We start from the raw sequence: 13,380 nt of genomic DNA, 5'->3' as shown, positions 1-13,380 counted from the left end.
TCGTAAATCCCCGGCCGCTGGCGCGGGTCTTCGCCGGGTTTGAAAATCTGCGTCTTCTGCACCTTCTGGGTGCCGGTGGTGGGCAGGGTCTCGACGAACAGGACCCAGCCCGGCGCCTTGAAATAGGCCAGCCGCTCGAAACACCAGGCAAACAGCGCCTCGGCCAGGTCGGGCGTGGCCGGCTGCCCGGGCATCGGAACGATGCAGGCCATCACCTCCTCCTCGCGGATCTCGTCGGGCGCCGGCAGCACCGCCACCTGCGCCACGGCGTCATGGGCCTGCAGGCAGGCCTCGATCTCGGCGGCGGCGATATTCTCGCCCGAACGACGGATGATGTTTTTCTTACGGTCGACGAAATACAGCATGCCGTCGTCCGACTGCTTCACCACGTCGCCGGTATGGAACCACCCATTGGCCCAGGCTTCCTCCGTGGCCTTGTCGTTTTTCAGATAGCCCGAGAAAAAGCCGCGGCGCGGGTCGGCGGCCGAATGGCGCACCAGCAATTCACCCTCCTGCCCGCGCGGCAGCTCGCGGCCGTCGTCGCCGGCCACCATGGCCTCGAAGCCCGGCAGCGGCCGGCCGAAGGCGCGCGTGTCGATCTGACGCGGCTCGTGGCAGTCGGAAAAAATGCGGCCGGTCTCGGTCATGCCCCAGACCTCGACCAGCGGAAAACCGAAACGGTCCTCGAAGGGCTTGTGCAATTGCGGCTCAACGCCGGCACCGAGGCCAAAGCGCACGCGATGGCGTTTCTCGTCCTCCGTCACCGGCTGGTTGAGCAGCAGCGGCGGCACCACGCCGAGATAGTGGATGATGGTGGCGCGCGTCTCGGCCACTTCCTGCCACCAACGGTTCGGGCTGAAACGCTCGGTCAGGATCAGGCAATTGGCGGTCAGCATGGCGCAGGTGGCCGTCACCGCGCCATGGTTCATGTGGAACAGCGGCAACGGGTTGTAGAAACGGTCCTCGCCGTATTTCACCGTCAGCAGGCCACCGAGATCGCGATACCAGGCGCCGGCAGTCAGCGTATAGAAATTGGTCAGCACGCAGCCCTTGGGCCGGCCGGTGGTGCCGGAGGTGTAGAGCAGGTTGCTTTCGGTGTCGTGACCGGGCAGTCCGGCCTGCGCCTTCAGGATCGGTGACGGGAACCTAGCCGGCAGGCTGCCGGCATCCAGCACCGGCAGCGGCTTTTCACCACGGTCGGCCGCCACCTTCCGCATGTCGGCCACACGATGCGGCGCGGCAACCACCAGGTCGGCCTCGGAATGCTGCATCTGGTAGAGCATTTCGTCATGCCGGTAGTCGGGATTGACCGGCACGATGCCGCAGCCGAGCGCGTTCAGCGCCAGGTAATGGAAAAAGAAATCCGGCCGCATTTCCAGCAGCAGGCCGACACGATGGCCGATGCCATACCCGGCGGCGGCATAACGGGCGCGCAGGTCATCGACGATCCGCGCCACCGCGCCATAACTCAGCTCCTGCCCGTCCGGCGCATAGTCACGCCCCGGACGCGACGGCATGCAGAGGAAGCTGTTTTCCGGGTGCTTCCGCGCCGTGGCGGCGAAAGCCTCAAAAACCGATGGCGGCAGCGCCTCTGACATGGACGGTTTCCTCCGGGTCTTTTTTCATTGTTCAGCGCAGGCCCAAGATGGCCAGCATCACCAGGCCGACGACGATGCGATAGATGGCGAACGGCACGAAGCCATAGTGATTGATGAAGGCAACCACGCCACGCACGACAAGAGCGGCGCAGATGAACGACACGACCAGGCCAACGGCGATCAGCCCCAGGCCGTCCAGCGTGAGCGATGACCAGTTCTTGTAAAGGTCGTAGCTGGTGGCGGCCACCATGGTGGGCACGGCGAGGAAGAAGGAATACTCGGCAGCGGCGGCGCGCTGCACGCCCAGCAGGCGCGCACCCATGATGGTGGCGCCCGACCGCGACACGCCAGGGATCATGGCCAGGCATTGCAGCAGGCCGATCTTCAGGCTGAGGCCGAACCTGAAATCATCCACGCTGCGCACCTCCCCTCGCCCGGCGAAGCGTTCGATCACCAGGATGACGAGCCCCCCCACCACCAGGGCCACCGAGACGACCCAGGGATTGAACAGCACGCTCTTGATGAAGCCGTGCGCCGCCGCGCCGATCACCAGGGCCGGTATCACGCCGAGCAGGATATTCACGGTGAAGCGGTTGGCGGTCTCGTCGCGCCCCAAGCCGATCAGGGTATCGAACAGGCGCTGCCAGTAGACCACGCAGACCGCCAGGATGGCGCCGAGCTGGATGGCGATCTCGAATACCTTGCCGGGCGGGCCCTGGAAACCCAGCAGGTCAACCAGCAGGATCAGGTGGCCGGTCGAGGAAACCGGGATAAACTCCGTCAGCCCCTCGACAATTCCCAGCAGGGCGGCCTGCAGGTAATCGGTCAGCATCGGGCGCCCCCATGCCGAACCGCGCCAAACCAAGCCTGATCGGGTTTCCCGGCGTCAAATCTGACCTGTGGTTTTGAATACAATGTTATGAGGAGCACGAGCCAACCCTGCTTCGCGGAACATAAAGAACAAAACTAGTACAAGCACCCCGACTCAGCAAGGGCGCCCCAGTATCAAACCTCAGCGACGACGCGGGAAGGCCCGGCCGGCCAGAGACAGAAAGGACGGTGAAACAAAATGCCGCAACGGGCGTTCTGATCAGCACAGAGAGACAGAACAAGGAGAACGCGATGCGGGCCATTCTGCTCTGGCTGCTGGGGATACCCATCCCGGTTATTATTCTTTTGTATCTTTTTGGCGTGTTCAGTTAGGGGCGGCCATCCGGCAAGGCTTCGCTCCAGGACTTCGATCCACGCCTTCGATCCAGGGCCTGCGGCAGTCCCACCGCGGGCCCTTTCCCTTTCCCGCACGGACAGGGCTGCATACGATTGCTACCTGAGAGTCATTTCAAACACCGCAGGCGACAATCCGTTCATTGTTCAAACAGAATCTCCTTATTAAACTTCTGTGCGTGTGATTAGCAGTATAAATGAAACCACCAGTTCATTTCCGGATCGCCGTTCCATTCAAGACATTGAGGTGAGTGATGCTTCGTGACGCCAAGGAATTTTCCGCAGAACTCCGTCTGCTGATCCGGGCGCGGTTTCCGCTGATCCAGGTCGCCACCCACGAGGAGGATCGCGCCCTGACGATCCTGCAGGATCTTGCGACGGAGATGAACAAGAAGGTTATCGTCTGGAGCACCAGTCGCGGGGTTCACAATGTGGATAACACCCCGCTGGACCGCCATGACCTGCTGGACGGCGCGCCGGGCCCGTTCCCGGCGGCGACGCAGGCCGCCTTTTCGGAACTCGCCACCACCATCGAGTTGTTCGACCGCCTGGTCACGCATAAGGACCGGCATAAGGGCGGCTATCTTTTTGTGTTCCTCGACCCGCAATCCTATCTGTCGGATCGCAGCTCGAATCCGATCCATCGCCGCAAGCTGCGCGACCTGATCATCGCCATCCGCACGCATGGCTATCACGCGAATTGCCTGATCGTATCACAGAATACCGACATTCCGACGGAACTGGAGAAAGAGGTCTCCATCATCGACCTGCCGCTGCCCAGCCGCGTGGAGATCGAGGCGCATGTCACATCCCTGATCACCAAGCTGAAAACAAACAGCGCCTTCAAGATCGACCCGGACCCGACCCTGGTCGGCCGCATGGTCGATTCCGCGATCGGCCTGACCATGGCGGAGATCGACAACTGCCTGTCGAAAGCCATCGTCGACGACATGAAGTTCAACGCCAAGGATGTGGAAGCGATTTTCCGGCAGAAGCAGCAGATCGTCCGCCGAAGCGGCATCCTTGAATATATCGATTCCCGCAGCCTGTCGCTTGGCGATGTCGGCGGCTTGGACCTGCTGAAGCAATGGCTGAACCTGCGCGATGATGCTTTCTCCGCCAGCGGCCGCTCGTTCGGCATCGCCCCGCCGAAAGGCGTTCTGGTGACCGGCGTGCCGGGCTGCGGCAAATCGCTCTCCGCAAAAAGCGTCGCCGCCGCCTGGCGGCTGCCCCTGATCAACCTGGATATGGGCAAGGTGTTTTCGTCACTGGTCGGCTCGTCGGAAAGCCGGATGCGCGAGGCGATCCAGGTCTGCGAGGCCGTCGCGCCCTGCGTGCTGTGGATCGACGAAATCGAAAAGGGCCTGCCCCGCACGCATGGCTATGTGGGCGACAGCGGAACCTCCCTGCGCGTGCTGGCCACGTTCCTCACCTGGCTGCAGGAAAAGCAGTCTCCGGTCTTCGTTTTCGCGACCGCCAACGCGATCGAGCACCTGCCGCCGGAGACCCTGCGCAAAGGGCGTTTCGACGAGATATTCTTCGTCGACCTGCCGACCCACGACGAACGCCGCGAGATCATCAACATCCAGATCCGGAAAACTGGCCGCGACCCGGAATTGTTCGATATCGATCACCTGGCCCGCATCTCCGGACCGGAAAAATTCGGCGACGACATCGCGCTGACCGGCGCGGAAATCGCATCCTGGATCAACGAGGCGCTGATCGCCGCCTTTCATCGCCGGCGTGGCGATGACACCGGCCATGACCTTGCGGTCGGCGATCTGGAATCGACCCTGGAGAGAATCGTTCCGCTGGCGAAAATGCGCCAGGAGGAGATCGCCGCCATGCGCCGCTGGGCAGATACCCATGCGACGCGCGCCTCGTCACCGGGCAATGCCGCGGCCGCGCCGGCAATCCAACTCCAGTTCGACGGACGCCGGCTGGACGTGTGAGGGCGGCGGCGCCCCGCATTGATCAGGGGGAAGGCCGGCGCCCTCCCCTGTCACTTCGCCATCAGTGCAACCCGGCCTAGCTGAAGCGGTTATTCTTGTTGAAGCCGCGCGGCACGATGCGACCGGCCTGGGCGCGGTCGCCGCGATATTCCTTCAGGTCGGTCTCGGTCTTGGTGCGCCCCGATGAATCCGTCCAGCTCAGGCCCTGCTTCAGCGTGAACGTCTTGGCGTCCGACAGGCCGCCATCCTTGTATTTCTGCAGGGTGATGCCGCGCCCCTTGGTCATCTCGGGCAACTCGCTCAAGGGGAACAGCAGCAGCTTGCGATTGTCGCCCACCACCGCCACGGTGTCGCCCTCGACGATGCCGCACACGCAGGCCTCGGCCGGCGCCTGCACGTTCAGGATCTGCTTGCCGGTGCGGGTGGCGGCCAGCATCTCGGCTTCGGCGCAGACGAAACCGCGCCCGTCGCTGGAGGCGACCAGGAATTTGCGTTCGCCCTGGTACTTGAACAAGGCGATGATGTCCTGGTCGTTGCCGAGATCGACAGTGAGGCGCACCGGTTCGCCATGGCCGCGGCCGCGCGGCAGCTTGTCGCAATTGATCGTATAGGCCCGGCCATTGGTGCCGAACAGCACCAGCTTGTCGGTGGTTTCGGCATGCAGCCAGAAGCGGCCCTTGTCGCCTTCCTTGTAGGCGGCGCTGCCATCGTCGGCGACATGGCCCTTGATGGCACGGATCCAGCCCTTGGCCGAGCAGATCACGGTGATCGGCTCGCGCTCGACCAGCACGTCAAAGGCTTCGTCCGAAATCACCGGCGCGTCGCCGATATTGGTGCGGCGCCGGCCCAGGGCCGTCTTCGGGCCGAACTGCTTCTTGAGCTCATGCACTTCCGTCGCAATCGCCTGCCAGCGCAGGGCTTCGTCGGACAGCAGTTTCTTAAGCTCGGCCAGTTCCTTCGACAGCTCCTTGTGCTCGCCGCGCAGCTCCATCTCCTCCAGCTTGCGCAAAGACCGCAGGCGCATATTGAGGATGGCCTCGGCCTGCACGTCGGTGAGCCTGAAGCGCTTGATCATCGCCGGCTTGGGCTCGTCCTCGCGGCGGATGATCTCGATCAGCTCGTCGAGGTTGAGATAGGCGATCAGGTAGCCATCAAGCACTTCCAGGCGATGCTCGATCTTGCCCTGGCGGTAGCGGCTCTTGCGCTCCAGCACCTCGTGGCGGTGATTGAGATAGGCCTGCAACGCCTCGCGCAGGTTCATCACCCGGGGCAGCTTGCCGCCATCGAGCACATTGAGGTTGAGCGGGAAGCGCGTCTCCAGGTCGGTGCTGCGGAACAGGCTTTCCATCAGCACGGCCGGCTCGATATTCTTGCTCTTGGGCACGATGACCAGGCGGATATCCTCGGCCGATTCATCGCGCACGTCGTCGAGCAGGGGCGCCTTCTTGTCGGTAATCAGTTCGGCGATACGCTCGATCAGCTTGGATTTCTGCACCTGATAGGGGATTTCGGTGACGACGATCTGCCAGGTGCCGCGCGGCAGTTCTTCCTTCTGCCATTTGGCGCGCAGGCGGAAGCTGCCGCGGCCGGTGCGATAGGCTTCCAGCCGCGACGACAACGGCTCGACGAGAATGCCGCCGGTGGGGAAGTCCGGGCCCTGCACGAATTCCACCAGCTTGTCGATCGAGGCATTGGGATGTTTGATCAGATGCAGCAGCGCGTCGCACAGCTCGGGCAGGTTATGCGGCGGAATCGAGGTCGCCATGCCCACGGCGATACCGCTGGCACCGTTGGCCAGCAGGTTGGGCAGGCCGGCCGGCAGCACCACCGGCTCGTCATTCTCGCCGTCGTAATTGGGGCGGAAATCGACCGTCTCGTCGTCGAGGTTGGCCAGCAGCACATTGGCCACCTCGGTCAGGCGCGCCTCGGTGTATCGCATGGCGGCGGCGTTGTCGCCGTCGATATTGCCGAAATTGCCCTGGCCGTCGACCAGCGGATAGCGCTGGGCGAAATCCTGCGCCAGGCGCACCAGCGCGTCGTAGACCGACTGGTCGCCATGGGGATGGTATTTACCGATCACGTCACCGACGACGCGGGCGCATTTCTTGTAGCCGGCATTGGGGTCTAATTTAAGCAGCCGCATGGCGAACAGCACGCGGCGCTGCACCGGCTTCAGGCCGTCGCGGGCATCGGGCAGCGAGCGCGAAGTGATGGTGCTGAGGGCATAGGCCAGATAACGCTCGGACAGCGCATCGGGCAGCGGCACGTTGCGAATCGATTCGGGGATGTCTTTGGGCGGAAGATGCTTGCTCATGGCGCGTGTTCTACACCAGACGGGGCTTTGTTTCTATTCTTCGGCCCGCCTCTCCGGGCGGTGCAGGATGTCGAGCAGCCTGGCGCGCGCCAGCGGCAGCGGCGCATGCAGCTGGGCGAACAGGCGGTTTTCCAGGAAATGGCCGGTGAGCGCGAAGCCGTCCAGCATCTCCTGCCGCGAATCGCGTGGCCCCGCGCCGGCTTCCCCCATGGCGCCGCTGCGGCCCGGCACCAGGAAAGCCGGCAGGGCCAGCAGGCGCTCGGCATAGGGCGCGGCGGCCTCGGCCGAGACCGCGCGGCCGGTGCGCGGCGAGACATGGGTCAGGTTGTCGGACGCGCCGGTGGCGGCGCAGCTGTCCAGGTCGAGGCCGTAACCCATCTCGGACAGCAGTCCGATCTCCCAGCGCACGTAGAGCGCGCCCCAGGATTCGGGCTCGGGCAACTCGGCCATCAGCGAGAACAAAGCCCTGGTGGCGGCGAACAGGTTCGGGTGCGGTTCACGCTCGGGCAGGGCAGCGTCGATCAGCGCGCAGGCCGAGCTCAGGGCCGCCAGCCGCGCCGGATCGTCGAGCATCAGCGCCGCCGGATGCTGCAGGGATTCGAGCGTGTAATAGCCAAGCTGCTCGGACAGGCGCGCGCGCCAGTCCGCGCGGACGATCTGGCCCGGCTGCATCGCGCCACCCCGGCCGCCGCTCTGGCCGGAGCCGCGCAAAAGTCCGGCATGACGGCCATGCGCCTCGGTCAGCAGATTGAGAATGCGGGCATTCTCGCCGTGGTGCCGCACGCTGAGGACAACGCCTTCATCCTGCCAATCCATGCTGATGGCTTAGGATGATTCCACCTGCTGGACAAGCGGCAACGACGTCAGGCCAAGGCTGGCCGAACATCGGTATGGTGGAAATCCTCGCCCTTGAACAACAGCGGCTCACCCAAATCCTTGGCCAGGGCATAGGCGAAGCAGTCGCCGAAATTGAGTTGGGCCGGATGACCGCTGCCCTTGCCAAAATCCCGATAGGCCTCGCGGGCGATGCGCGCCTGTTTCTCGGTGACCGGTTCGATCACCAGGCCAACCGCACCAAACAACTGATCCAGTTCCCGGCTCAGGATCGGATTCCGACTGCCATCGACGACAATCGCGGCTTCCAGATAGCTGGCCGCCGACATCCGCAATGCATCACCGGTTTCGGTCAGGGCCTCCCTGAACTGCGATGCTTCCGGCTCATCACGCAGGATGGCAATGATCACTGAACTGTCGAGGATCACTTCGGCAAGCCCTTTTCATCATAAAGCAAATCACCATGCTCAACTGACTTAAAGGGCTCTTTGAATAGCGGCGCAGTACGCTGCCCAATTTCCAGCAACGTTTTGGCCAACCCTGCCCGACCGCGCTTGCGACGCTCCTGTTCGATGCGTTCGCGCACCGCCCGGGCGACCGCCTCGGTCTTGGTCTCTCCGGTCAGGGCAGCGAGTTCCTCAATCAGCCGCTCGGCTTCGGCGTTCTTGATATTCAGGCCCATGTATTCTACCTTTTCATTAGCATTATATACCTTTCTACCATACTGGTCAAAGAAAAAGGGCGGCCCAAGGGACCGCCCTTCTCTATTTGATATGCACCCCAGGCTTACTCGGCGGCGTCGCCGACGGCGGCCTGCAGCTCGCTTTCCAGCGCATCGGCGAAGTCGCGATCGCGCTGGGCGGCCAGCGACTTCATGCGGTTCATCATCGCGCCGGTGCCGACCGGGATCAGGCGCCCGACGATCACGTTCTCCTTGAGGCCGATCAGCTTGTCCACCTTGCCGCCGACGGCGGCCTCGGTGAGCACGCGGGTGGTCTCCTGGAACGAGGCGGCCGAGAAGAACGACCGGGTCTGCAGGCTGGCCTTGGTGATGCCGAGCAGAACCGGCATCGCCTTGGCGATCTTGCGGCCCTCGGCAGCCGTCTTGGCGTTGACCTCGTCGAACTCGCTGCGGTCAACCTGCTCGCCGATCAGGAAGGTGGTGTCGGCCGGGTCGGTGATCTCAACCTTCTGCAGCATCTGGCGGCAAATCACCTCGATGTGCTTGTCGTTGATCTTCACGCCCTGCAGGCGATAGACCTCCTGGATCTCGTTGACGAGATAGTTGGCCAAGGCCTCGACGCCCATCACCTTCAGGATGTCGTGCGGCGCCGGGTTGCCATCGAGCAGATGGTCGCCCTTGCGCACGAAGTCGCCTTCCTGCACGGCAATGTGCTTGCCCTTCGGGATCAGGTACTCGACCGCATCGGTGCCCTCTTCGGCCGGCTTCAGGATCAGGCGGCGCTTGGCCTTGTAATCCTTGCCGAACTCGACGCGGCCATCGATCTCCGCGATCACCGCATGGTCCTTCGGACGCCGGGCCTCGAACAGCTCGGCGACGCGCGGCAGACCACCCGTGATGTCGCGGGTCTTGGTGCCTTCCACCGGGATACGGGCGAGCACGTCGCCGGCATGCACCTGCGAGCCGTCCTCGACCGAGAGGATGGCGTCCGCCGACAGGTAGTAGCGGGCCTCGGCGCCGCTCACCAGGGTGAGCACCTCGCCCTTGGCGTCACGCAGGGTGATGCGCGGACGCAGCTCGCTGCCTTTCGGGTTCTGCTTCCAGTCGGAGACGACCTTGTAGGAAATGCCGGTCGACTCGTCGGTGGCCTCGCGGACCGACACGCCCTCGACCAGGTCGCGGTAATGCACCAGACCCTCGCGCTCGGTGATGATCGGGCGGGTATACGGATCCCACTCGGCGATGCGCTGGCCCTTCTTGACCTTGCCGCCTTCGTCGGCCACCAGGCGGGCGCCGTAGGGCACCTTGTGGCGGGCGCGCTCACGGCCGTTGGCATCGACCAGCACAACCTCGCAGTTGCGGCCCATCACCACGAACCGGCCCTGGCTGTCGGTCACCAGGTTGCGGTTGACGATCTTGATCGTCGCGTCATAGGCGGCTTCCAGGCTCGACTGCTCGGCAACCTGCGCCGTGCCGCCGATATGGAAGGTACGCATGGTCAGCTGGGTGCCCGGCTCGCCGATCGACTGCGCCGCGATGACGCCGACGGCTTCGCCGATATTCACCTTGGTGCCGCGCGCCAGGTCGCGGCCATAGCACTTGCCGCAGACGCCGGTTTCCGAGTTGCAGGTCAGCACCGAGCGGATCAGCATGCTTTCCACGCCGGCCGTCTCGATGATGTCGACGTCGCGCTCCTCGATCAGGCCACCGGCCGGCATCAGCACTTCGCCGGTCAGCGGGTGCTTGACGTCGACAGCGGCAGTACGGCCGAGGATGCGCTCGCCGAGCGTGGCGATCACCTCGGCGCCCTCGACAACCTCGCGCACGGTCAGGCCGCGCTCGGTGCCGCAATCCTCCTCGGTGATGATGCAATCCTGCGCCACGTCGACGAGGCGACGGGTCAGGTAGCCCGAATTGGCGGTCTTCAGCGCGGTATCGGCCAGACCCTTACGGGCGCCGTGGGTCGAGTTGAAATACTCGAGCACGGTGAGGCCTTCCTTGAAGTTCGAGATGATCGGCGTCTCGATGATCTCGCCCGACGGCTTGGCCATCAGGCCGCGCATGCCGGCGAGCTGCTTCATCTGGGCGGCCGAACCACGGGCGCCGGAATGGGCCATCATCCAGATCGAGTTGATCGGCTTGCGCTCGCCCGAGACCTGGTCGATATCGGTCTGAATGACCTTCATCATCTCGTCGGCGACGCGGTCGGTGCACTGCGACCAGGCATCGACCACCTTGTTGTACTTCTCGCCCTGGGTGATCAGGCCGTCCTGATACTGCTGCTCGTACTCGCCGACCAGCTTCTTGGTGTCATCGATGTGCTTTTCCTTGGTCAGCGGCACGACCATGTCGTCCTTGCCGAAGGAAATGCCGGCCCTGAAGGCGCGGTTGAAGCCGAGCGCCATCATGCGGTCGCAGAAGATGACGGTCTCTTTCTGGCCGCAATGGCGATACACCACGTCGATGACGTTGGTGATCTCCTTCTTGGTCAGCTGCTGGTTGATCACCCGGAACGGCACGTTCTTGTGCTTGGGCAGGATCTCGCTCAGCAGCATGCGGCCCGGGGTGGTGGTGACGCGGGCCACGATGGGCGTGCCCTCGGCATCCACCGTGTTGAGGCGGGCCTTGATGCGGTGGTGCAGGCTGATCGCCTTGGCATCCAGCGCCTGCTGGATTTCGGCGACGGTCGAGAAGACCGGGGTCTTCTCCACGACGGCGCCATTCTGGATCAGGCGCTCAAGCTCGGCCTTCACCGCGGTCTTCGGGATTTCGACGTTGGTCTTGGGGTCGAACAGGATGACGTCGTCTTCCGTCCAGGCCTTCAGCAGCGCCGCGGTATCCTTGACCTTGAGCACGTTGCCGAGCGGCGCCGCGCGTTCCATGGTCAGGTAATACAGGCCGAGCACGATGTCCTGCGACGGCACGATGATCGGCTTGCCGTTCGCCGGGCTGAGGATGTTGTTGGTCGACATCATCAGCACGCGGGCTTCGAGCTGGGCTTCCAGCGACAGCGGCACGTGCACCGCCATCTGGTCGCCGTCGAAGTCAGCGTTGAACGCGGCGCAGACCAGCGGATGCAGCTGGATCGCCTTACCTTCGATCAGGGTCGGCTCGAAAGCCTGGATGCCCAGGCGATGCAGGGTCGGCGCGCGGTTCAGCAGCACCGGATGCTCGCGGATCACCTCTTCGAGGATGTCCCAGACCTCCGGCCGCTCCTTCTCGACCATCTTCTTCGCCATCTTGACGGTGGCGGCCAGGCCGCGCAGCTCAAGCTTGGAGTAGATGAACGGCTTGAACAGCTCGAGCGCCATCTTCTTCGGCAGGCCGCACTGGTGCAGCTTCAGCTCGGGGCCGACCACGATGACCGAACGGCCGGAATAGTCGACGCGCTTGCCAAGCAGGTTCTGGCGGAAGCGGCCCTGCTTGCCCTTCAGCATGTCGGACAGCGACTTCAGCGGACGCTTGTTGGCGCCGGTGATGACGCGGCCGCGGCGGCCGTTGTCGAACAGCGCATCGACGGCTTCCTGCAGCATGCGCTTTTCGTTGCGCACGATGATGTCCGGCGCGCGCAGCTCGATCAGCCGCTTCAGGCGGTTGTTGCGGTTGATGACGCGGCGATACAGGTCGTTGAGATCCGAGGTGGCGAAACGGCCGCCATCCAGCGGCACCAGCGGGCGCAGCTCGGGCGGGATCACCGGCACCACGGTGAGCACCATCCATTCCGGCCGGTTGCCGGAATCGATGAAGGACTCGATTAGCTTCAGGCGCTTGACCAGCTTCTTCGGCTTCAGTTCCGAAGTCGTCTCGGCCAGCTCCTGGCGGATATTCTCGCGCTCCTTTTCCAGGTCGATGGCGATCAGCAGGTCGCGGATCGCCTCGGCGCCGATCTTGGCGACGAAGGCGTCATCGCCATATTCATCCTGGGCGCGGTAGAGCTGCTCTTCCGTCAGCAGGTCAAACTGCTTGAGCGGGCTGAGGCCCGGCTCGACCACGACGTAGTTCTCGAAATACAGGATGCGCTCGAGATCCTTCAGCGTCATGTCCAGCATCAGGCCGATGCGCGAGGGCAGCGACTTGAGGAACCAGATATGCGCCACCGGCGAGGCCAGCTCGATATGGCCCATGCGCTCGCGCCGGACCTTGGAGAGCGTGACTTCGACGCCGCACTTCTCGCAGATCACGCCGCGATACTTCATGCGCTTGTACTTGCCGCACAGGCACTCGTAGTCCTTGATCGGCCCGAAGATGCGGGCGCAGAACAGCCCATCGCGCTCCGGCTTGAAGGTCCGGTAGTTGATGGTCTCCGGCTTCTTGATCTCGCCGTAGGACCAGGAGCGGATGCGCTCCGGCGATGCGATCGAGATCTGGATCTGGTCGAAGCTCTGGGCGCCCTGCGGCTGGCCGAAAACGTTGCTCAGTTCGTTCATGTCTGTCTCCTATCGGAGGATGCGTTGCGTGATGATCAGTAGGAGCGCTGCGACAGCTCGACATTCAGTCCGAGCGACCGCATCTCCTTGACCAGCACGTTGAACGATTCCGGAATACCGGCTTCGAAGTTGTCGTCGCCGCGCACGATGGCCTCGTAGACCTTCGAGCGGCCGGCCACGTCGTCCGACTTCACCGTCAGCATTTCCTGCAGCGTGTAGGCGGCGCCGTAGGCCTGGAGCGCCCAGACCTCCATTTCGCCGAAACGCTGGCCGCCGAACTGCGCCTTGCCGCCAAGCGGCTGCTGGGTGACCAGCGAGTACGGGCCGATCGAGCGGGCGTGGATCTTGT

9 protein-coding genes are annotated in these 13,380 nt (G+C 63.8%); 1 reads left to right on the top strand and 8 read right to left on the bottom strand.

The annotated features are described in order from the left end of the window. Positions 1-1,598: AMP-binding protein (locus Q1J79_RS09055; protein WP_300299427.1), on the bottom strand; the 1,598-nt coding region annotated here is incomplete at its 3' end. A gap of 31 nt (positions 1,599-1,629) precedes the next feature. Further along, positions 1,630-2,430, bottom strand: coding sequence for an undecaprenyl-diphosphate phosphatase (locus Q1J79_RS09050; RefSeq protein WP_300299425.1), 801 nt, complete (start codon positions 2,428-2,430; stop codon positions 1,630-1,632). Between the two features lie 646 nt (positions 2,431-3,076). On the opposite strand from Q1J79_RS09050, the gene Q1J79_RS09045 reads away from it, so the two are divergent. Next, positions 3,077-4,774, top strand: coding sequence for an AAA family ATPase (locus Q1J79_RS09045; RefSeq protein ID WP_300299423.1), 1,698 nt, complete (start codon positions 3,077-3,079; stop codon positions 4,772-4,774). A 76-nt stretch (positions 4,775-4,850) separates the two neighbouring features. Here Q1J79_RS09045 and parC read toward each other — a convergent pair whose 3' ends face one another. The 6 genes from parC to Q1J79_RS09015 form a co-directional block, all read right to left on the bottom strand. Then, the gene (parC, locus tag Q1J79_RS09040; RefSeq protein WP_300299421.1) at positions 4,851-7,088 is read right to left on the bottom strand and encodes a DNA topoisomerase IV subunit A; all 2,238 of its coding nucleotides are present in this window, start codon (positions 7,086-7,088) and stop codon (positions 4,851-4,853) included. Positions 7,089-7,121: 33 nt separating this feature from the next. Further along, positions 7,122-7,904, bottom strand: coding sequence for a DNA repair protein RecO (gene recO, locus Q1J79_RS09035; RefSeq protein ID WP_300299419.1), 783 nt, complete (start codon positions 7,902-7,904; stop codon positions 7,122-7,124). Between the two features lie 47 nt (positions 7,905-7,951). After that, the gene (locus tag Q1J79_RS09030; RefSeq protein ID WP_300299417.1) at positions 7,952-8,350 is read right to left on the bottom strand and encodes a type II toxin-antitoxin system VapC family toxin; all 399 of its coding nucleotides are present in this window, start codon (positions 8,348-8,350) and stop codon (positions 7,952-7,954) included. Next, positions 8,347-8,604 (bottom strand): type II toxin-antitoxin system VapB family antitoxin, encoded by a 258-nt coding sequence (locus Q1J79_RS09025; protein ID WP_300299415.1) that lies wholly within the window; start codon positions 8,602-8,604, stop codon positions 8,347-8,349. Before Q1J79_RS09025 ends, Q1J79_RS09030 begins: the two co-directional genes overlap by 4 nt. Before the next feature lie 104 nt (positions 8,605-8,708). Continuing rightward, positions 8,709-13,031, bottom strand: a complete 4,323-nt coding sequence (rpoC, locus tag Q1J79_RS09020) for a DNA-directed RNA polymerase subunit beta' (protein WP_300299413.1) — start codon at positions 13,029-13,031, stop codon at positions 8,709-8,711. 35 nt (positions 13,032-13,066) lie between these two features. After that, positions 13,067-13,380, bottom strand: a 314-nt coding sequence (locus tag Q1J79_RS09015) for a hypothetical protein (protein WP_300299411.1), incomplete at its 5' end; no start/stop codon positions are given.

Source organism: Ferrovibrio sp., assembly GCF_029255545.1.
GTDB lineage: Bacteria > Pseudomonadota > Alphaproteobacteria > Ferrovibrionales > Ferrovibrionaceae > Ferrovibrio.
The sequence above is the reverse complement of the archived record's forward strand: the minus strand, read 5'-3'. Positions and strand labels throughout refer to the sequence as shown.

Bases quoted from the DNA above. Each gene is read 5' to 3' on its own strand.
- parC (WP_300299421.1), bottom strand. From the start codon at position 7,088: ATGAGCAAGCATCTTCCGCCCAAAGACATCCCCGAATCGATTCGCAAC.
- Q1J79_RS09025 (WP_300299415.1), bottom strand. From the start codon at position 8,604: ATGGGCCTGAATATCAAGAACGCCGAAGCCGAGCGGCTGATTGAGGAA.
- Q1J79_RS09050 (WP_300299425.1), bottom strand. From the start codon at position 2,430: ATGCTGACCGATTACCTGCAGGCCGCCCTGCTGGGAATTGTCGAGGGG.
- rpoC (WP_300299413.1), bottom strand. From the start codon at position 13,031: ATGAACGAACTGAGCAACGTTTTCGGCCAGCCGCAGGGCGCCCAGAGC.
- recO (WP_300299419.1), bottom strand. From the start codon at position 7,904: ATGGATTGGCAGGATGAAGGCGTTGTCCTCAGCGTGCGGCACCACGGC.
- Q1J79_RS09045 (WP_300299423.1), top strand. From the start codon at position 3,077: ATGCTTCGTGACGCCAAGGAATTTTCCGCAGAACTCCGTCTGCTGATC.